18 protein-coding genes and 1 tRNA gene are annotated in these 19438 nt (G+C 72.0%); 13 read left to right on the forward strand and 6 right to left on the reverse strand.

Annotated elements, in window-relative coordinates:
• Both IE136_RS35495 and IE136_RS09555 read left to right on the forward strand, forming a co-directional pair.
• The coding region (locus IE136_RS35495; protein WP_229818744.1) for a zinc-binding dehydrogenase at positions 1-415 on the forward strand (415 nt) is incomplete at its 5' end.
• Positions 415-1044: an MBL fold metallo-hydrolase gene (locus tag IE136_RS09555; protein WP_189600102.1), complete on the forward strand. Its 630-nt coding sequence runs from the start codon at positions 415-417 to the stop codon at positions 1042-1044. The genes IE136_RS35495 and IE136_RS09555, both read left to right, overlap by 1 nt.
• Here IE136_RS09555 and IE136_RS09560 read toward each other — a convergent pair.
• Positions 1028-1954 (reverse strand): RluA family pseudouridine synthase, encoded by a 927-nt coding sequence (locus tag IE136_RS09560; protein ID WP_158985749.1) that lies wholly within the window; start codon positions 1952-1954, stop codon positions 1028-1030. The genes IE136_RS09555 and IE136_RS09560 overlap by 17 nt on opposite strands.
• Positions 1955-2025: 71 nt before the next feature.
• Positions 2026-2113, reverse strand: a tRNA-Leu gene (locus IE136_RS09565).
• Positions 2114-2322: 209 nt separating this feature from the next.
• Between IE136_RS09565 and IE136_RS09570 the strand changes: the two genes are divergently transcribed.
• The 3 genes from IE136_RS09570 to IE136_RS36570 all read left to right on the forward strand — a co-directional run bounded on the left by IE136_RS09570 (position 2323) and on the right by IE136_RS36570 (position 4918).
• Positions 2323-3648: a M20/M25/M40 family metallo-hydrolase gene (locus IE136_RS09570; protein WP_158985747.1), complete on the forward strand. Its 1326-nt coding sequence runs from the start codon at positions 2323-2325 to the stop codon at positions 3646-3648.
• 144 nt (positions 3649-3792) lie between these two features.
• Positions 3793-4026 carry a chaplin gene (locus IE136_RS09575; RefSeq protein ID WP_158985745.1) on the forward strand — a complete coding sequence of 78 codons (234 nt, stop codon included), beginning with the start codon at positions 3793-3795 and terminating at the stop codon, positions 4024-4026.
• A 154-nt stretch (positions 4027-4180) separates the two neighbouring features.
• Entirely contained in the window at positions 4181-4918 is a 738-nt protein-coding gene (locus IE136_RS36570; RefSeq protein ID WP_189600103.1) for a chaplin, read from the forward strand.
• Positions 4919-4968: 50 nt separating this feature from the next.
• Here the strand turns inward: IE136_RS36570 and IE136_RS09585 are convergent, their stop codons facing one another.
• Positions 4969-5157, reverse strand: a complete 189-nt coding sequence (locus tag IE136_RS09585) for a DUF5703 family protein (protein WP_100106356.1) — start codon at positions 5155-5157, stop codon at positions 4969-4971.
• A 47-nt stretch (positions 5158-5204) separates the two neighbouring features.
• Between IE136_RS09585 and IE136_RS09590 the strand changes: the two genes are divergently transcribed.
• Positions 5205-5852: a hypothetical protein gene (locus tag IE136_RS09590; RefSeq protein WP_189600104.1), complete on the forward strand. Its 648-nt coding sequence runs from the start codon at positions 5205-5207 to the stop codon at positions 5850-5852.
• Between the two features lie 164 nt (positions 5853-6016).
• On the opposite strand, the gene IE136_RS09595 is transcribed toward IE136_RS09590, so the two are convergent.
• A complete protein-coding gene (locus tag IE136_RS09595; RefSeq protein WP_189600105.1) occupies positions 6017-8296 on the reverse strand; it encodes a helix-hairpin-helix domain-containing protein in 2280 nt (759 codons plus the stop codon).
• Positions 8293-9279, reverse strand: a complete 987-nt coding sequence (locus tag IE136_RS09600; protein ID WP_158985737.1) for an aldo/keto reductase — start codon at positions 9277-9279, stop codon at positions 8293-8295. Before IE136_RS09600 ends, IE136_RS09595 begins: the two co-directional genes overlap by 4 nt.
• Positions 9280-9408: 129 nt before the next feature.
• Between IE136_RS09600 and IE136_RS09605 the strand changes: the two genes are divergently transcribed.
• On the forward strand, positions 9409-10458 hold the full coding sequence (locus IE136_RS09605) for an LLM class F420-dependent oxidoreductase (protein ID WP_158985735.1): 1050 nt from the start codon (positions 9409-9411) through the stop codon (positions 10456-10458).
• 213 nt (positions 10459-10671) lie between these two features.
• Positions 10672-11457, forward strand: coding sequence for a VOC family protein (locus IE136_RS09610; protein WP_158985733.1), 786 nt, complete (start codon positions 10672-10674; stop codon positions 11455-11457).
• Between the two features lie 63 nt (positions 11458-11520).
• Here IE136_RS09610 and corA read toward each other — a convergent pair whose 3' ends face one another.
• Positions 11521-12513 carry a magnesium/cobalt transporter CorA gene (gene corA, locus IE136_RS09615; RefSeq protein WP_189600231.1) on the reverse strand — a complete coding sequence of 331 codons (993 nt, stop codon included), beginning with the start codon at positions 12511-12513 and terminating at the stop codon, positions 11521-11523.
• Positions 12514-12640: 127 nt separating this feature from the next.
• On the opposite strand from corA, the gene IE136_RS09620 reads away from it, so the two are divergent.
• The 5 genes from IE136_RS09620 (at position 12641) to IE136_RS09640 (ending at position 19369) form a co-directional block, all read left to right on the forward strand.
• On the forward strand, positions 12641-13330 hold the full coding sequence (locus IE136_RS09620; protein ID WP_189600106.1) for a histidine phosphatase family protein: 690 nt from the start codon (positions 12641-12643) through the stop codon (positions 13328-13330).
• A 74-nt stretch (positions 13331-13404) separates the two neighbouring features.
• On the forward strand, positions 13405-13995 hold the full coding sequence (locus IE136_RS09625; protein ID WP_158985729.1) for a DUF3090 domain-containing protein: 591 nt from the start codon (positions 13405-13407) through the stop codon (positions 13993-13995).
• Positions 13959-14822, forward strand: coding sequence for an SCO1664 family protein (locus IE136_RS09630; RefSeq protein WP_444545718.1), 864 nt, complete (start codon positions 13959-13961; stop codon positions 14820-14822). Before IE136_RS09625 ends, IE136_RS09630 begins: the two co-directional genes overlap by 37 nt.
• 144 nt (positions 14823-14966) lie before the next feature.
• A complete protein-coding gene (mshC, locus tag IE136_RS09635) occupies positions 14967-16196 on the forward strand; it encodes a cysteine--1-D-myo-inosityl 2-amino-2-deoxy-alpha-D-glucopyranoside ligase (RefSeq protein WP_158985725.1) in 1230 nt (409 codons plus the stop codon).
• A 116-nt stretch (positions 16197-16312) separates the two neighbouring features.
• Positions 16313-19369 carry an NPCBM/NEW2 domain-containing protein gene (locus IE136_RS09640; RefSeq protein WP_189600108.1) on the forward strand — a complete coding sequence of 1019 codons (3057 nt, stop codon included), beginning with the start codon at positions 16313-16315 and terminating at the stop codon, positions 19367-19369.
• The last annotated feature ends 69 nt before the right edge of the window (positions 19370-19438 follow it).

The raw sequence follows: 19438 nt of genomic DNA on the forward strand, positions 1-19438 counted from the left end.
CGCCACCCACACCGTCAACTCCCGCTCCGCCGAACCCGTCGAGGCGATCCGCGGACTCACCGGCGGCTTCGGCGCCGACGTCGTCATCGAGGCGGTCGGCCGCCCGGAGACGTACCAGCAGGCGTTCTACGCCCGCGACCTCGCCGGCACCGTCGTCCTCGTCGGCGTCCCCACCCCCGAGATGCGGCTCGAACTCCCGCTGCTCGACGTCTTCGGCCGCGGCGGCGCGCTCAAGTCCTCCTGGTACGGCGACTGTCTGCCCTCCCGGGACTTCCCCATGCTCATCGATCTGCACCAGCAGGGCCGTATCGACCTCGGCGCGTTCGTCACCGAGACCATCGGGCTCGGCGACGTCGAGAAGGCCTTCGCCCGCATGCACGAGGGCGACGTCCTGCGCTCGGTGGTGGTCTTCTGATGGTGACCCGCGTCGACAACCTGGTCACCTCCGGCACCTTCTCGCTCGACGGCGGCACCTGGGACGTAGACAACAACGTCTGGATCGTGGGTGACGACTCGGAGGCGATCGTCATCGACGCCGCCCATGACGCCCCGGCCATCCTCGCCGCCCTCGACGGCCGCACCCTCCGCGCGATCGTCTGCACCCACGCCCACAACGACCACATCGACGCCGCCCCGGCCCTCGCCGCCGCCACCGGCGCCCGCATCCTGCTCCACGCCGACGATCAGCCGCTCTGGAAACAGACCCACCCCGACCACACCCCGGACGGGGAACTCACCGACGGCCAGACCCTGACCATCGCCGGCACGGACCTCCGGGTCCTGCACACCCCCGGCCACGCCCCCGGCGCGGTCTGCCTGTACGCCCCCGACCTGGGCACCGTCTTCACGGGCGACACCCTCTTCCAGGGCGGTCCCGGCGCGACGGGCCGGTCCTTCTCCCACTTCCCAACGATCATCGACTCGATCCGCGACCGCCTCCTCACCCTCCCGCCGGAGACGGTCGTCCGCACGGGCCACGGCGACTCCACGACCATCGGCGCGGAGGCCCCGCACCTTCAGGAGTGGGTCACTCGAGGCCACTGAGGCGCAGCCGGCTCTCGAAACGCATACCGGCACCCGTGACCGGGTCGGTGAACTCCAGCCTCCGCGCGAGCAGTTGCAGCGGACGGCCGAAGTCCTCCGGCCCGTCCTCACGGACCACGGGATAGAGGGGATCGTTGAGGATCGGCAGCCCCAGGGCGTTCATGTGCACCCGCAGCTGATGGGTCTGTCCGGTCGTCGGCAGCAGCCGGTACCGCCCCAGGCCGCCCCGGTGCTCCACCAGCTCGATCCGGCTCTCGCTGTTCGGCTCGCCCGGCTCCTGCCGGGCGGCCATCACCCCGCGCTCCTTCACGATCCGGCTGCGCACGGTCACCGGCAGCGCGAGACCCGGATCGTACGCCGCCACCGCCTCGTACTCCTTGCGCACCAGCCGGTCCCGGAACAGCGTCTGGTACGCGCCCCGGTCCCGCTGCCGCACGACGAACAGCACCAGGCCGGCCGTCATCCGGTCGAGCCGGTGCGCCGGCTGCAACGCGGCCACCCCCAGCTCCCGCCGCAGCCGGGCCAGCGCGGTCTCGGTCACATGCCGCCCGCGCGGCATCGTCGCCAGGAAGTGCGGCTTGTCGGCGACCACGATCCGCTCGTCGCGGTACACGACCCCGATCTCGAACGGCACCCGCTCCTCCGGCGGGAAGTCGCGGTGGAACCACACCCGCGTCCCGGCGACGTACGGCTCGCCGCCGCTCAGCGGCCCGTCCACCCCCACGAACCGGCCGTCCCGCAGCATCTCCTCGACCCGCCCGACCCCGATCGCACCCCCGAACCGCGCCCGCAGATGCTCCCCGACGGTCGCCCACACCCGCCCCGGATCCCCGGGCAGGCGCACCACCGCCGGATCCACCCCCTCCCGCTGCGGCAGCGGGGCGGGAGGGGTTTTCGTCCTGCGTCTCACCGGTCAACCGCCATCAGGAGCACTCGAACCACTCAAACAAGAAAGACCCCACATGATGTGGGGTCTTTCGCTGGTGTCCGAGGGGGGACTTGAACCCCCACGCCCGATAAAGGGCACTAGCACCTCAAGCTAGCGCGTCTGCCATTCCGCCACCCGGACAAGGTGTCTGTCTTCCTGGCCCCTGGGCCGTTCCGACGTGGAAAACCATAGCAAACATTCGGAGTGGCCGATCACCACCCTCCCCGGGGTGAGAACCGTGTGACGGCCGCATGTCGGCCGGTGGGCGCCCTTGGGGCTCGGAGCGGGGCGCGGGAGGATGGGGGGCGAGCACCAGCAATCACGTGGGGCACGTAGTGGGAGGAAGCAGCGTGAGCGAGTCGAACACGGCCCGGAGCGTCACGGGCGAGGACGAGGTCGTGGACCTCTGTCGTGACCTCATCCGCATCGACACCAGCAACTACGGCGACCACTCCGGCCCCGGCGAGCGCGCGGCGGCGGAGTATGTCGCCGAGAAGCTCGCGGAGGTCGGACTCGAGCCGAAGATCATCGAGTCGCACAAGGGCCGGGCGTCCACCGTCGCCCGTATCGAGGGAGAGGACCCGTCCCGGCCGGCGCTGCTCATCCACGGGCACACCGACGTCGTGCCGGCCAACGCCGATGACTGGACCCACCACCCCTTCTCCGGTGAGGTCGCCGACGGCTGTGTCTGGGGCCGGGGTGCCGTCGACATGAAGGACATGGACGCGATGACCCTCGCGGTCGTCCGGGACCGGATGCGCAGCGGCCGCAAGCCCCCGCGCGACATCGTCCTCGCCTTCCTCGCCGACGAGGAGGCGGGCGGCACCTACGGCGCCCGGCACCTGGTCGACAAGCACCGGGACCTGTTCGACGGCGTGACGGAGGCGATCGGCGAGGTCGGCGGCTTCTCCTTCACCGTCAACGAGAACCTGCGGCTCTATCTCGTCGAGACGGCCCAGAAGGGCATGCACTGGATGCGCCTGACGGTCGAGGGCACGGCCGGCCACGGCTCCATGACCAACAACGACAACGCGATCACGGAGCTCTGCGAGGCCGTGGGCCGCCTGGGCCGCCACCAGTGGCCGGTACGGATGACCAAGACCGTACGGTCTTTCCTGGACGAGCTCTCGGACGCCCTCGGCACCCCGCTCGACCCGGAGGACATGGAGGCCACGCTCGCCAAGCTCGGCGGCATCGCCAAGATGATCGGTGCCACGCTCCGCAATTCGGCCGCCCCGACGATGCTCGGCGCCGGGTACAAGGTGAACGTCATCCCCGGGCAGGCCACCGCGCACGTCGACGGACGGTTCCTGCCCGGTTACGAGGAGGAGTTCCTGGCCGATCTCGACCGCATCCTCGGCCCGCGGGTCAAGCGGGAGGACGTCCACGGGGACAAGGCCCTGGAGACCAGTTTCGACGGCGACCTCGTCGACGCGATGCAGCTGGCCCTCAGGGCGGAGGACCCGATCGCCCGGGCCGTGCCGTACATGCTCTCCGGCGGCACCGACGCCAAGTCCTTCGACGACCTCGGCATCCGCTGCTTCGGCTTCGCCCCGCTGAAGCTTCCGCCGGAGCTCGACTTCGCCGGGATGTTCCACGGCGTGGACGAGCGGGTGCCGGTGGACGGCCTGAAGTTCGGCGTCCGGGTCCTCGACCGGTTCATCGACGCGTCCTGATTCCGCCCGTTCCGGTAATCGCCCACGCGTGCGTATGTGACCGGAACGAGTGAATGCACTCATACGCTCGTAGCCCCATAACTTCCCCCTCGTTACAGGTGGTGCGGCCCGCGGTTGGGGCCGCATTGCCAACAAGGAGGAATAATGATCAAGAAGGTCGTCGCTGCTGCGGCTGCCACTGGCGGTCTCGTTCTCGCGGGTGCGGGCATGGCCGTTGCCGACTCGGGTGCCCAGGGTGCTGCCCTCAATTCCCCCGGCATCGTCTCGGGCAACGCCGTTCAGGTGCCTGTTCACATCCCCGTGAACGCGTGCGGCAACACGATCTCCGTGGTCGGGCTGCTGAACCCCACCTTCGGCAACACCTGTGTCAACGCCTGACGTTGTGCCCCGACCCGCGAGGGTCCGAGCCCAGGCCGGCCCCGGAGTGCGTGCCATGCGCTCCGGGGCCGGTGGGCATTTCCGCCCCGGGCGACGTGCCCGGAGGCCCTCTTCTGAAGCCGAGCAGGCAGAAGCACAGAAGGCAGGACAAGCTATGCGACAGGTCACGCGCAAGGGACTGATCACCGTTGCGGCCGCGGGCGGTGTCATCGCCCTCGGAGGTGGTTACGCGCACGCCGATGCGGGCGCGAACGGTACGGCCTCGAATTCGCCGGGCATCGCGTCCGGAAACTCCGTCCAGGCGCCGGTCCACGTTCCGGTGAACATCTGCGGAAACACCGTCAACGTCATCGGGTTGATCAATCCGGCGTTCGGCAACAAGTGCGCCAACGTCTCCAAGCCGGGCGGTGGTGGCGGTGGTTCGTCGGCCGAGGGGTCCACGAGCAACTCGCCCGGTATCGGCTCCGGCAACAACGTGCAGGCGCCGGTCCACGTCCCCGTGAACGTGTGCGGGAACAGCGTCACGGGCGTCGGCGCCCTCAACCCGACGTTCGGCAACGAGTGCGACAACGGCATCGAGCCGACGCACCCGGGCCACCCGGGAGAACCGGGCAACCCCGGAAACCCGGAGAACCCGGGCAACCCCGGGCACCCGGGGACGCCGACCGACCCGAGGACGCCGACCGGTCCGGGTGGCGGGACCGAGCACCCGGGCGGCCCCGCCACCCCGCAGGGGCCGAACGCTCCGGACACCCACACCACCACGGAGTCGGACGCCACCGAGGAACTCGCGGAGACGGGTTCCGCCCCGCTCGGGATGATCATTCCGGCCGGCGCGGCGCTGCTGCTCGCCGGTTCCGTGATCTACCGCCGCGCCCGCCAGGCCGCCTAGGACACCGGCGCGACGCACAAGGGGCCCCGCACGGCGGGGCCCCTTTCCTGTCACCAGGTGGCGCGGACCTGACGAATGATGCGCCGGCGCAGACGCACCCTGCGGCTGCCGTCCCGGTGCAGGGTGAGGCGGTCCAACTCCCAGTGTCCGTACTCGGCATGGTCGGTCAGGAGCCGCGTCGCCTCCTTGCGGGAGACGCCGCGCGGCACGTACACGTCGACAAATTCGTATTCCGGCATCGCATCTATTGTGCGGGCACGGGCCCGGTACGGATAGCGTCTGTCCTATGTCTGATGCTGCGCAGCCCACGGCTGCCGAGGTACGTGCCGCCGCCGAGGCGGTCAAGGCCGCACTGGACCGTCACCTGGAGGCGGTCGAACGCCGCACCGGGGACGACGACCCGGCCGTCTACGAAGCCTTCAACGCCCTCGCCGCGGCGGCCGAGGCGTACGACGAGCGGCTCTACGACCGGTACGACGAGGTCACCCCCTTCGAGATCCCGGGCGCCGACGACTCCCTGCCGCCGTACACCGGGCCCGAGGAGCCGCACGCCCTCAGCGTGCTGATCCGTCGCGACTACGCCGTGGTGGAACCCGAGCGCCTGCTCGCCCAGGCCCAGCGCATCACCGACGTGGAGGGCGGCGAGGAGGGCGCGGAGTCCGCCGCCGTGGTCGGGGCCAGCACGCACGCGGCACTCGGTGTGCTCTTCGGTGAGTACGAACCCGACGAAATCGCCTCCCGTCACAAGGAGTTCGGCCTGGAGGAGGGCGACTCCACGCTCTGGGTCTCCGCGGCCGAGGACCTGCCGGAACCGGGGGAGTGGCTGCACGCCCCCTTCGAGCAGGCCGACCCGGAGCGGATCGTCTGCCGCTTCGACGTGAGCGCGGTCTTCGACGACGAGCTGGACGACGACCTGGAGGAGCAGGAGGCCTGACGGCCCGGGCCGCGCGTCCGGGGCGGCGCGCCGCCCCGGTACGTCCTCCGGTGCGGGTACGGACCTGTGGGCGGGTGAGTGCGGAGGAGGGCGGGGCGCCTCACAGGTGCCCCGCCCTCCTCCGTCTCCGGCCGTACCCCGCCGTACGTCAGTCCTCCCGTACCTCAGTCCTCCGCGGCGGCCAGCAGCGCTTCCAGGAGCGGTCGCAGCCGGGTCGTACGGTCCTGCAAGACGCCCTCCGCCACCGCCCTTGGCAGGGCCTGGTCCACGCCGTGGACGACCGACAGATGGCGCTCGGCACGGCCGAAGGCCGTGTACACCCAGGCCCGGCTCAGGCCCTGGGCCGCGTCGCCCGGCAGGACGACGACCGCCGCGGGCCAGCGCATCCCGGCCGCCTGGTGCGCGGTCAGCGCCCAGCCGTGCCGCAGAGCCGCCTCCACCCGCTCCTTCGGTACGAGGAGCTTCTCGCCCTCACACTCCACGTGCAGCCCCTCCCCGTCGGCCGAGACGACCGTCCCGGTCACCGTCCGCCCCGGCGCCGGGACGTACGCCACCCGGTCGCCCGGGTCGAAGCCGCCGAAGCGGCCGGGCCCGGGATTGAGCCGATGCTTCAGCGCCGCGTTCAGCGCGCGGGTGCCGGCCGAGCCGCCGTGGCCGACCGTGATCACCTGCGTCCGCTCGGACGGCACGCCGATCGCCCGCGGGACGGAGTCCGCGACCAGCTGGACCGTGCGGTGGACGGCCTCGCCCGCGTCCCGGACCGGGACGATCACGACCTCCTTGCCGGGGGCCTCGACCTGGTTCAGCTCGCCGATGCCGATCCCCGAGACGAGCTCGCCGATCGGACCGGGGTCGGGCACGCGGGAGGCGATCTGGGGGCACACCCGGGCCGCCAGCAGATCGCCGAAGACCCGGCCCGCGCCCGCCGACCCGAGGACGGCGGGGTCGCCGCTGAGGACCAGACGGCAACCGTCGGGCAACGACTCCACGAGCATCGCCGCGCTCTCGACGTCCAGCTGCGGCGCGTCGAGGACCACGAGCAGGTCGAGGGCGAGAGCACCTTCCTCGTCACGGCCGGGGCCTGCCGCCCCGGACAGCAGTGCGGCGACCGTGAGCGCCTGGGCGCCGAGGCGCCGGACGCCGTTCTCACTGTGGGCCGCGACCGCCACTCTCAGGCCCCGCTCGCCGGCGGCCTCCGCGAGCGCCACCGGCTCACTGCGGGCCGCCTCGCCACCGGTGTGCAGCACCAGGCCGTGCGCGCCGGCGGCCCGGACCAGCTCCGGGCCCTCCCAGACGTCCGGGGCGACGGTCTTGACCAGGCGGGCCAGGCCGTCGGCCAGGCTCTCCTCGGCGAGGGCGTACCGGTCGAGCCCGAGCAGCACGGGAACGTCCAGGTCGGTGTCGGGTCCCTCCGGCCGGGCCGCCTCCTCCTCGCCGCTCTCGGCCGTCTCGGCGGCTTCGACTCCGTCCGCGCCTTCCTCGGTCTCCTCCTGGAAGACCAGCACCGCACCCTCGGCGACCGCCTGCTGGACCGCCTCCTCCGGGTCCGGCACCGACAGCTTGGCGAGCCCGGACCGGACGGCCGAGTCCTCCAGGGCCGTGTGCCCCTTCAGCGCGGCCCGCTCGAGGAGCCAGGTCACCAGCGCGACGGCGCGGCGCGGATCGCCGGGTCCGCACTCGGGACCGAGCAGGGCCCGGGCGAACCCGTCCGCGTGCTCGGGCTGCACCCCGGGGACCGAGAGCAGCCGCCACGGGTCCTCGCGCAGCGCCTGGGCGGCGCCCTCCCCGAGCGTGGTCGCGACCGGCCCCGCCAGCGTCTCGGGCGCCCCGCCGCTCGCGAGGACCTCGCGCACGGCCGCCTGCACCGCGGGGCCTGCCGTCGGCGGCCCGGCAGGCGGGCGTACCGCCGTGACCGGCGCGGAGGCCGGCGCCGGTGCGGGCCGGGGCGGGGGCTCCGGTGCTTCGAAGAACGCGGTGCCCGGGGTCGTACCGCTCTCCACGGCCCGTACCGCCGCCAGCAGGTCGGCCGCCTTGCCGCTGAGCTTGGTGCCCGCCTCGATGGGGGCTTCCTTCTCGGCCTTGCGCTGCTCGATCCGGGCCCGCAGCTCCCGCTGCGCCTCCAGCTCGGCCTGCGCCTCGGAGAGCTCGGCGGCCTTCGCCGCCTCCTCGGCGCCCGCGTCGGCGGCGGGCTCCGAGCCGGCCTCGACGTCGGCCGGCGTGCCCCCGTCCGCGTCCGTGTCGGCCGGTGGAGCGTCCCCCTCGACTGCCGCCGGCGTCGCCTCGTCCGCGTCCGTGTCGGCCGGTGGAGCGTCCCCCTCGACTGCCGCCGGCGTCGCCTCGTCCGCCACCGGTCCCGCGGCGGCCGGCTCCACGACGGCCTCGTCGTTCTCGCCCCGCACGGGCTCGGCGGCCTCGGGAGTGGTCTCCCGGGAAGGCTCGGTCACAGGGTGCTCCAGTCCTGATCCGGATAGCGGTGCACGGGCGCCGACACATCGTCGAGCGCCCGACAGATCTCGTCAGGAAGACTAAGGCTCTCCACTGACAACGCGGCCGTGAGCTGCTGCGCGGTTCGGGCGCCGACGATCGGGGCGACCACCCCGGGCCGGTCCCGTACCCAGGCGAGCGCCACCTGGAGCGGCGTCGTCGCCAGGCCGTCCGCGGCCGTCGCCACCGCGTCCACGATCCGGCTCGCGGCGTCGTCCAGATACGGCTCCACGAAGGGCGCCATCGCCTCCGAGCCGCCCCGCGAGTCCGCCGGCGTTCCGTGCCGGTACTTCCCTGTCAGTACCCCGCGGCCCAGCGGCGAGGACGGCAACAGGCCTATTCCCAGGTCGAGTGCGGCGGGCAGGACCTCCCGCTCGATACCCCGCTGCAGCAGGGAGTACTCCATCTGCGTCGCCGCCAGCCGGGTCCGCGATCCGCCCGTCGTGCCGAGCTGCCAGGTCCCGGCCTTCGCGAGCTGCCACCCGCAGAAGTTCGACACCCCCACATAGCGGGCCCGTCCGGTGCTCACCGCGATGTCCAGGGCCTGGAGGGACTCCTCCAGAGGGGTGTACGGATCGAAGGCGTGCAGTTGCCACAGGTCCACGTGGTCGGTCCCGAGGCGCTCCAGCGAGGCGTCGAGCGCCGCCAGGAGATGGCCGCGGGACCCGTCCATCCGCCGGTCGGGGTCCGGCACGCTGCCCGCCTTCGTGGAGATGACCAGATCCCGGCGCGGCACCAGCCGCTCGACGAGCTGTCCGAGCAGGTACTCCGCCTCGCCGCCGCCGTACACGTCCGCGGTGTCGACCAGCGTGCCGCCCGCGTCCCAGAACGCCTTCAACTGCTCGGCGGCGTCGTGCTCGTCGGTGTCCCGGCCCCAGGTGAGGGTGCCGAGCCCGATCCGGGACACGCGCAGGCCGGTACGTCCGAGATGCCTCTGCTCCATGGGCGCGAGATTACTGGCCAAGGCCCCACGCGCAGAGAGCCTGTGGACAACCTCCTCCTGACGGATCCCGCACCCGCGCGCTAGAGTCCGCCCCAAGGGACGTTACTGATCAGTAAAGAGGGTGCGGATATGCGGCTCGGCATCAACCTCGGCTACTGGGGCGCCGGTATGGACGGCGACAACCTCGCCGTCGCGCAGGAGGCGGACCGCCTCGGCTACGACGTCTGCTGGGCCGCCGAGGCCTACGGCTCGGACGCGCCCACCGTGCTCTCCTGGGTGGCCGCCAAGACCGAGCGGATCGACGTCGGCTCCGCGATCATGCAGATCCCGGCGCGCCAGCCCGCCATGACGGCGATGACCGCCGCCACCCTCGACTCGCTCTCCGGCGGCCGCTTCCGCCTCGGCCTCGGCGTGTCCGGACCGCAGGTCTCCGAGGGCTGGTACGGCGTCAAGTTCGACAAGCCGCTGGCCCGCACCCGCGAGTACGTCGAGATCGTCCGCAAGGCCATGTCCCGCGAGCGCCTCACCTACGAGGGCGAGCACTGGACTCTCCCGCTGCCGGACGGCCCGGGCAAGCCCATCAAGCTCACCGTCCACCCGCAGCGCGAGCACATCCCGCTCTACATCGCAGCGATCGGCCCGAAGAACCTGGAACAGACCGGCGAGATCGCCGACGGCGCGCTGCTGATCTTCCCCTCCGCCGAACACCTGGAGGAGACGGCGCTGCGCCCGCTGCGCGTCGGCCGCGAGAAGGCCGGGCTGACCATGGAGGGCTTCGACGTCCACCCGACCCTGCCGATCGCCCTCGGCGACGACATCGACGCCCTCGCCGACGTCTTCCGCCCGTACACCGCGCTGTACGTCGGCGGCATGGGCAGCCGTAAGCAGAACTTCTACAACCAGCTCGCGCAGCGCATGGGGTACGAGAAGGAAGCCGCCGAGATCCAGGAGAAGTACCTGTCCGGCGACAAGACCGGCGCCGCGGCCGCCGTACCGCGGCAGCTGATCGACCAGACGACCCTGCTCGGCTCGGTCGACCGGATCGCCGACCGGATGAAGGCCTACGCCGCGGCGGGGGTCACCACCCTGACCCTCGCCCCGGCCGGCTTCACCCTGGACGAGCGGGTGGCGGCCCTGCGGGCGGGGACGGAGGCCCTGGAGCGGGCCGGTCTGGCGTAACGAGGAAGTCTGCGGCCGTGGTGGGGGCTCGGGGGTCTTCCCCGCCACGGCCGTCACGCAACACAACGCTCCACGGGGCTCGGCGGTTACGGACCGCCGGACTCCATCTTTCGGCCGAGTCGCCGGGCTGTCGTCTTGCCCACCGGGTCGTGGCGCACTTGACTCGTGCACTGCGGACGTGCGGTGTGCGGACGCCGCGTGGAGGTGGCTGCAATGCTCACGGCCAAAAGCCTGTTCCAGGAAATCATCGACAACGACGAGTCCTTCCAGCTCTTCTGCTCCATCGCCGCCAGCGGCGAATCCCAGGGCGGCTGGGAGAACGGCCGGATCGCGGCGCTCGTCGCCCCCGGCATGCGGGACCTGGCTCCCAAGATCACCCGGCACGGCGCCGACGAGGACAAGCACGGCCGGATCTTCAACGCGTTGATGAGGAAGCGCGGACTGGAGCCCGTCCCCGTGCCGCCCGACACCGACTACACGATGCTCCTCGAACGGCGCGGGATCGGTCTCGCCCACGACAAGCTCCGGCGCGAGGAACCCCTCAGCGAGCGGGACATCATCGTCTACCTCGCGCACAGCCGGGTCACCGAGCAGCGGGCGGCCGATCAGATGGACATGCTCGTCAAGCACTTCGGGAACCACCCCGAGCTGGGCAAGGCCATCCACATGATCGACCACGACGAGGGGAACCACCTCGCCTACTGCCACGAGGAGCTGTTGCGCCTCGCGTACGCCGGACACGGCCGTCTCATCCAGCGCACCCTGCGCGAGTCCGCGCTCGCCGAGATCCGGGTCTACCGAGACGTCAGCCTCGCCGTGATGAGCCACATGGGCCGCATCCTGCGCTGGCCCAAGGTCAAGTCGGCCGCGCTCACGGCCGGGATCCACGGCATGTACGCCTACGAACGGGCGGGCGGCTGGCGCCGGATGGTCGACCTCAAGATGCCCGAGCGGCGCGACGCGCTCGGCGGTCCCCCGACCCCGGCCCCCGCGTTCTGACCCCCGCGCCTCTCGCCGGTCCCCAGGTGACGGGCCGCCGGAGGACCTGCCGACGCGGGCGCGTCACATCCAGCCCCGGCGCTTGAAAAGCCGGTACAGGCCGAGGACCGCCCCCGCCATCAGCAGGATCACCGCCGGGTAGGACCAGCCCCAGCGCAGTTCCGGCATGTGGTCGAAGTTCATCCCGTAGATCCCCGCGACCATGGTGGGGACCGCCGCCATGGCCGCCCACGCCGAGATCTTCCGCATGTCGTCGTTCTGGCGCACACCCATCTGGGCCAGATGGGCCGACAGCACGTCCGAGAGGAGCCGGTCCAGACCCTCCACCTGCTCGGTGGCCCGGATCAGATGGTCGCCGACGTCCCGGAAGAACGGTTTCGCCTCCTCGTTCACGAACGGCACGGTTCCCGCCGCGAGCCTCTGCATCGGTGCCGTCAGCGGGCTGCTGGCCCGGCGGAACTCCAGCACCTGGCGCTTGGCGGTGTAGATCCGCGCCGCCGTGTTCCCGGCGTTCCCGCCGACCGGGGCGAACACGTCGGACTCCAGCTCCTCCAGGTCGATCTGGAGCTCGGCCGCCACCTCGATGTAGTGGTCCACCACCTCGTCGCTGATCGCGTACAGCACGGCCGTCGGACCCTGCCGCAGCACCTCCGGCTCGGCCTCGAGCCGGCGCCGTACCGCCGCGAGCGGCGCGCCCTCGCCGTGCCGGACCGTCACCACGAACGAGTCGCCCATGAAGACCATCACATCGCCCGAGGAGACCCGGTCACTCTCGGGCTCGTACAGCACCGGCTTGAGGACCACGAAGAGCGAATCGTCGTAGACCTCCAGCTTCGGGCGCTGATGGGCTTTGAGCGCGTCCTCGACGGCCAGCGGGTGCAGCGCGAACTCGGCGGTCACATGGTCGAACTCCTCCTCGGTCGGCTCGTGCAGGCCGACCCACAGAAACGCGTCGCCGGACGCCCTCGCCTCGGCCAGGGCGTCGGACAGATCGGCGGGGCCGTCCGCACGGCGCCCGTCCCGGTAGATGGCAGAGTCCACGATCACGCGCCGTATTCTTCCCCGCACCGCCCGGTCCACGCACACGAGAACCGGCCCGGAACCTCTCGCACCGCCCGGCCCGTCCCCACCCGGAGAGCCCTCGACCGCCCCCACGCGCGCGCGGCCGCCTACGCTTGCCGCCATGGCCACGCTGATCCTCGTCCGCCACGGACGCTCCACCGCCAACACCTCAGGGGTCCTCGCCGGACGGACCCCCGGAGTCGCCCTCGACGAGCGAGGAGCCGCCCAGGCCGCCGCGCTGCCCGGCCGGCTGGCCGGGGTACCGCTCGCCGCCGTCGTCAGCAGCCCGCTGCAGCGCTGCCGCGAGACGCTGCGACCGCTCCTCGACGCCCGCCCCGGACTGCCGTTCCACACGGACGAGCGGATCAGCGAGTGCGACTACGGCGACTGGTCGGGGCGCAAGCTCGCGGAGCTCAACGACGAGCCGCTCATGGAGATCGTCCAGGCCCACGCCTCGGCCGCCGCCTTCCCCGGCGGCGAGTCGATGCGTGCCATGCAGGCGCGGGCCGTCGACGCCGTACAGGACTGGAACGCCCGGATCGAGGCCGAGCACGGCGAGGACGCCGTCTACGCCATGTGCTCGCACGGCGACATCATCAAGTCGGTCGTCGCGGACGCCCTCGGCATGCACCTGGACCTCTTCCAGCGCATCCACGTCGACCCCTGCTCCCTCACCGTCATCCGCTACACACGGCTGCGTCCCTTCCTCGTCCGCCTCGGCGACACCGGCGACTTCGCCGCCCTCGCCCCCCGCGAGAGCGGCGGGAACGGCGGGGCCGGGGAGGTCGGAGGCGGTGCGGGCGCACCGTGATCCATCCGCGCAGTAGGGTGGACGGGCCGCTGTAGCGCGGGCCTTCACCAATCGAGACTCAAGGAGTCAGGGACGTGTCCCGTCAGGTGTTCCTCTACGACCCACCGGACCGTTTCGTGGCCGGCACGGTCGGGCTGCCTGGCCGCCGTACGTTCTTCCTTCAGGCGTCCGCGGCGGGCCGGGTCACCAGCGTGGCCCTGGAGAAGACCCAGGTGGCCGCGCTCGCCGAGCGCATCGACGAACTGCTCGACGAGGTCGTGCGCCGCACCGGCGGCAACGCCCCCGTCCCGGCCGTCGCCCCCGCCGACATCGCGGACACCGCGCCGCTCGACGCTCCCGTCGAGGAGGAGTTCCGGGTCGGCACCATGGCGCTGGCCTGGGACGGCGAGGAACAGCGCATGATCGTCGAGGCCCAGGCGCTCGTGGAGCTCGACGCGGAGTCCGAGGAGGACCTCGCCGAGGCCGAGGAGCGGTTGCTGCAGGACGAGGAGAACGGCCCGCCGATGCTGCGGGTCCGCCTCACCGGCGCCCAGGCCAGGGCCTTCGCCAAGCGCGCCCTCGACGTCGTCAACGCCGGCCGGCCGCCGTGCCCGCTGTGCAGCCTGCCGCTCGATCCCGAGGGCCATGTGTGCCCGCGCCAGAACGGATACCGGCGGGGAGCATGACGGACCTGCCGAGCGTGCCGACAGTGCCCAAGGCGCCGACCGTTCCGGTCGTCGACCTGCTCGCCAAGGGGGAGCTGACCGTCCGCGGCCAGGTCCGCGAGGCGTCCAACGCCGTGCTCCACTGCTCCGTCGCCCACGAGGGCGAGGAGGCCTTCTGCGTCTACAAGCCCGTCGCCGGCGAGCGCCCGCTGTGGGACTTCCCCGACGGCACCCTCGCGCAGCGCGAGGTCGCGGCCTACGTGCTCTCCGAGGAGACCGGCTGGGGGCTCGTACCGCCCACCGTGCTGCGCGAGGGGCCGTACGGCGAGGGCATGGTCCAGCTGTGGATCGAGGCCGACCAGGGTGTGAACCTCCTCGCCCTCACCGAGGACGAGGAGGCGGGGGAGGGCTGGAAGGCCGTCGGCCCGGCGCAGGTCGGCGAGGACCGCACCGCGCTCCTCGTCCACGCCGACAGCCCGGATCTGCGCCGCCTGGCCGTCCTGGACGCCGTCATCAACAACGGCGACCGCAAGGGCGGACATCTGCTGCCCGCGCCGGACGGGCGGCTGTACGCCATCGACCACGGTGTCACCTTCAACGTGGACGACAAGCTGCGCACTCTGCTGTGGGGCTGGGCGGGCGAGGAGCTGACCGCCGAAGCCACCGAGGTGCTGGACCGGCTCGACACCTCCCTCACGCCCGGCACACCGCTCACCACCCGGCTGGCGGAGCTGCTGACGGCGGCCGAGGTGGACGCGCTGCGCGGCCGCGTCACCCGGCTGCGCACGACCGGACGGCACCCTGAGCCCTCCGGACAGTGGCCCGCCATCCCCTGGCCCCCGGTCTGACCGTCGGGATCCGGCCACCTCCCGGATGACCGTCCCCACCCCCTGGGGGTATGCATGGGCGGCCCTGACCCGCAAGACCGCCTATTCGGTCAAGATCCCCGATCCGGTTCGTATCCGGAACAGGTGTCCGGTTACGCTCAGGTCATGCATGCCTGGCCCGCTTCTGAGGTCCCCGCCCTGCCCGGCAAGGGCCGCGACCTCCGGATCCACGACACCGCGACCGGCGGACGAGTGACCCTCGCCCCCGGCCCCGTCGCCCGTATCTACGTCTGCGGCATCACGCCGTACGACGCGACCCACCTGGGTCACGCGGCGACCTACAACGCGTTCGACCTCGTTCAGCGCGTGTGGCTCGACACCAAGCGGCAGGTCCACTACGTCCAGAACGTGACCGACGTCGACGACCCGCTCCTCGAACGGGCGATCCGGGACGGGATCGACTGGGTCGGCCTCGCCGAGCGCGAGACCGCCCTTTTCCGGGAGGACATGACCGCCCTGCGGATGCTGCCCCCGCAGCACTACATCGGCGCGGTCGAGGCCATACCGGGCATCGTGCCGCTCGTCGAGCGGCTGCGGGACTCGGGCGCGGCCTACGAGCTGGAAGGCGACATCTACTTCTCCGTCGAGGCCGACCCGCACTTCGGCCAGGTGTCGAACTACGACACCGAGCTGATGCGCCACCTCTCCGCCGAACGCGGCGGTGACCCCGACCGTCCGGGGAAGAAGAACCCGCTCGACCCGATGCTGTGGATGGCCGCCCGCGAGGGCGAGCCGAGCTGGGACGGCAAAAGCCTCGGTCCCGGGCGTCCCGGCTGGCACATCGAGTGCGTCGCCATCGCCCTCGACCACCTGGGCATGGGCTTCGACGTGCAGGGCGGCGGCTCCGACCTGATCTTCCCGCACCACGAGATGGGCGCCTCCCACGCCCAGGCGCTGACGGGCGAGTTCCCCATGGCCAAGGCGTACGTGCACGCTGGCATGGTCGCCCTGCACGGCGAGAAGATGTCGAAGTCCAAGGGCAACCTGGTCTTCGTCTCCGCGCTCCGCCGCCAGGGCGTCGACCCGGCCGCCATCCGGCTCGCGCTGCTCTCCCACCACTACCGCGCCGACTGGGAGTGGACCGACCAGGTCCTCCAGGACGCCCTGGCACGCCTCGACCGCTGGCGCGCCGCGGTCTCCCGCCCCGACGGTCCGTCCGCCGACGCGCTCGTCGAGGAGATCCGCGAGGCGCTCGCCGAGGACCTCGACGCGCCGGCCGCGCTCGCCGCGGTCGACCGGTGGGCCGAGCGGCAGAACGCCGAGGGCGGCGAGGACGAGTCCGCTCCCGGGCTCGTCTCCCGCGCTGTCGACGCACTGCTCGGAGTCGCCCTGTAGCGAGCAGCTTCGCTCAACGTTCGTTCACGCAACCGCCCTCGGACTTCCTCGTGAAGTCCGAGGGCGATTCCGTTTTACCCCTGTCGTCATGCTCGTTTCTGCGCTAAATAGGCACCATGCAATCAGGAATGCGCACGAGAGCTGCAGTCGCCGGCGCTCTGCTCGGGCTCCTCGCGGTGTTCGCGGGACCCGGAAGCGCCCAGTCCGCCGAGCCGCCCCCGACCACCGTCGGGGACGTGACCGGCTTCGCCGCCGAAGGCTCCGTCTACGAGCTGGCCGCCGGCCCCGCCCGTGCCCGCGTCAGCTTCGTCACGGCGGAGACCTTCCGCATCGAACTCGCCCCCGACGGAAAGTTCACCGACCCGACCGGCCGGGACATCGTCCTGCCCCAGGGTCCCCCGCCCGCCACCCACTGGTACGACCGCGGCGACCGCTACGAACTCGCCTCCACCGAGGTGACCCTGCGGGCCTACAAGGCGCCCCTGCGCTTCGAGGCCTTCCGTGCCGACGGAAGCCCCCTGTGGTCCGAGACCAAGGGCCTGACCTGGAACCAGGACCGCACCACGCAGACCCTCGCCCGGGGCGCCGACGAACAGTTCTACGGCGCCGGCATGCAGAACGGGCGTGGCAACACCTCGCACCGGGGCAAGACCGTCGAGGTCGGCGTCGACTACAACTGGAACGACGGCGGCCACCCCAACTCCGTCCCGTTCTACCTCTCCTCGGCCGGCTACGGCGTCTACCGCAACACCTACGCCCCCGGCAGCTACGTCTTCGGCGAGCCGGTCACCACCAGCGCCCGTGAACAGCGCTTCGACGCCTACTACTTCGCCGGCTCCGGCTCCGATGCCCTCAAGGACGTCATCGGCCAGTACACGGCCCTCACCGGCAAGCCGTTCCTGCCGCCCGTCTACGGCCTGGAGATCGGCGACGCCGACTGCTACCTCCACAACGCCAACCGCGGCGAGCGCCACACCCTCGACGCCCTGAAGGTCGCCGACGGCTACGTCCAGAACGACATGCCCAACGGCTGGATGCTCGTCAACGACGGCTACGGCTGCGGCTACGAGAACCTCGCCGAGACCGCCACTGGCCTCCAGCAGCGCAAGATGCAGCTCGGCCTGTGGACCGAGGACGGCCTCGACAAGCTCGCCGACCAGGTCAAGGCAGGCCAGCGGGTCGCCAAGCTCGACGTCGCCTGGGTCGGCGCGGGCTACAAGTTCGCCCTCGACGGCTGCAAGGACGCCTACGCCGGCATCGAGGCGAACAGCGACGCCCGCGGCTTCACCTGGGCCCCCGAGAGCTGGTCGGGCGCCCAGCGCTGCGGCGTGCAGTGGTCCGGCGACCAGTCCGGCACCTGGGAGTACATCCGCTGGCAGATCCCCACCTACGCCGGCGCCTCCATGTCCGGCCTCGCCTACACCACCGGCGACGTCGACGGCATCTTCGGCGGCAGCGCCAAGACCTACACCCGCGACCTGCAGTGGAAGATGTTCCTGCCCGTCACCATGACCATGGACGGCTGGGCGGCCAACGACAAGCAGCCCTTCCGCTACGGCGAGCCGTACACCTCGGTCAACCGCGACTACCTGAAGCTCCACGAGTCGCTGCTGCCCTACATCTACGCCCACGCCCACCGGGCCACCAAGACCGGCGTGGGCCTCGCCCGGCCGCTCGTCCTCGAGTACCCCGACGACCCGAAGGCCGCCACCGAGGCCGCGAAGTACGAGTTCCTCAGCGGCGAGGACTTCCTGGTCGCCCCCGTCCACCAGGACGCCGTCGAGCGCGACGGCATCTACCTCCCCGAGGGCACCTGGGTCGACTACTGGAGCGGGCGCACCTACGAGGGCCCGGTCACGGTCGACGACTACAGCGCCCCGCTCGACACCCTGCCCCTGTTCGTCCGGGCCGGCGCCACCGTCCCGATGTGGCCGGGCGGCATCCGCTCATACGCCGACCGCACCCCCGGCTCCCCGCTCGCCTGGGACATCTACCCGCAGGGCACGTCGTCCTTCGAGCTGTACGAGGACGACGGCGTCACCCGCGCCCACCGCACCGGCCAGTACGCCACCCAGCGCGCCGACGTCCGGGCGCCGAAGCGCGGCGCGGGCGACGTGACCGTACGGATCGGGGAGAGCAGGGGCACGTTCGCGGGCAAGTCCACCGCCCGGCCGTACCAGTTCACCGTGCACACCGGGGACGCGCCGAGCGGCGTGACGCTCGGCGAGCGGAAGCTGCCCCGGCTCACCACCCGCTCCGCCTACGAGACCGCGGCGCAGGGCTGGTGGTACGACCGTGACGACCGCGGTGGAGTCGTGAAGGTCAAGACGGCCGAACAGCGCACCGACCGCGGCTTCACGCTCACCCTGAAGGACACCAGCGCGGTCGGCGGAGCCGTACCCGGGGCAGCCGCCACCCTCGCCGTGCCGACGGGTCGGGAACTGGGCGCCGGAACACCCGGCACCGTCGCCGTCGACGTCACCGCGGGCAGCAGGGACGCGACCGGCGTGGAGGTCTCGCTGGCGGCCCCGGCGGGCTGGCAGGTCACCCCGGCCGCACCGGTCGAGCGCATCCCGGCCGGCACCACCCGGCGGGTCGAGGTCTCCGTCACCCCGGCAAAGGACGCGAAGCCGGGAGAGGCAACGCTCACCGCGACCGCCCGCCACCGCTCCGCAGGACAGGACCGCACCGCCGTCCAGCGCTTCGCCGTCGGCGTGATGCCCGAGCCGCCGGCCACCGCGTCCTGGGCCAGCGACCTCGTCTGGCTGAAGTCCACCAACGGCTGGGGACCTCCCGAACGCGACCGCTCCAACGGCGAGTCGGGCGCGAACGACGGCCGGACGCTCACCCTGGCCGGAAAGACGTACGAGAAGGGGATCGGCGCCCACGCCGACTCCGACATCGAGGTCTACCTCGGCGGCCGCTGCACCGCGTTCACCGCCGACGTCGGCATCGACGACGAGATAAACGGCTACGGGGAGGTGGCGTTCTCGGTCGAGGCCGACGGCAAGGTGCTGTGGACCTCGCCGAAGCTCACCGGTGCTTCCACGACCCTCCCCGTCGACGTGGACGTCACCGGCGCCCGTCATGTCCGTCTGCGGATCACCGACACCAACGGCTCCAAGAGCGGCGACCACGGGGACTGGGCGGCGGCCCGCTTCGCCTGCTCCTGACCGGCGCGACGGGCGAGGGACGTGATCCGGCCAACCGCCCGGCCACAAAGGCCAGTTGTGATGAGCTGG

Source organism: Streptomyces lateritius (assembly GCF_014649715.1).
GTDB lineage: Bacteria > Actinomycetota > Actinomycetes > Streptomycetales > Streptomycetaceae > Streptomyces > Streptomyces lateritius.

What these genes read in the sequence shown, in the direction of transcription:
- IE136_RS09585 (WP_100106356.1), bottom strand. Translation starts at nt 5,157, where the DNA reads ATGCCGGAATACGAATTTGTCGACGTGTACGTGCCGCGCGGCGTCTCC.
- IE136_RS09590 (WP_189600104.1), top strand. Translation starts at nt 5,205, where the DNA reads ATGTCTGATGCTGCGCAGCCCACGGCTGCCGAGGTACGTGCCGCCGCC.
- IE136_RS09575 (WP_158985745.1), top strand. Translation starts at nt 3,793, where the DNA reads ATGATCAAGAAGGTCGTCGCTGCTGCGGCTGCCACTGGCGGTCTCGTT.
- IE136_RS09605 (WP_158985735.1), top strand. Translation starts at nt 9,409, where the DNA reads ATGCGGCTCGGCATCAACCTCGGCTACTGGGGCGCCGGTATGGACGGC.
- IE136_RS09640 (WP_189600108.1), top strand. Translation starts at nt 16,313, where the DNA reads ATGCAATCAGGAATGCGCACGAGAGCTGCAGTCGCCGGCGCTCTGCTC.
- mshC (WP_158985725.1), top strand. Translation starts at nt 14,967, where the DNA reads ATGCATGCCTGGCCCGCTTCTGAGGTCCCCGCCCTGCCCGGCAAGGGC.
- IE136_RS09555 (WP_189600102.1), top strand. Translation starts at nt 415, where the DNA reads ATGGTGACCCGCGTCGACAACCTGGTCACCTCCGGCACCTTCTCGCTC.
- IE136_RS09620 (WP_189600106.1), top strand. Translation starts at nt 12,641, where the DNA reads ATGGCCACGCTGATCCTCGTCCGCCACGGACGCTCCACCGCCAACACC.
- IE136_RS09610 (WP_158985733.1), top strand. Translation starts at nt 10,672, where the DNA reads ATGCTCACGGCCAAAAGCCTGTTCCAGGAAATCATCGACAACGACGAG.
- IE136_RS09600 (WP_158985737.1), bottom strand. Translation starts at nt 9,279, where the DNA reads ATGGAGCAGAGGCATCTCGGACGTACCGGCCTGCGCGTGTCCCGGATC.
- IE136_RS36570 (WP_189600103.1), top strand. Translation starts at nt 4,181, where the DNA reads ATGCGACAGGTCACGCGCAAGGGACTGATCACCGTTGCGGCCGCGGGC.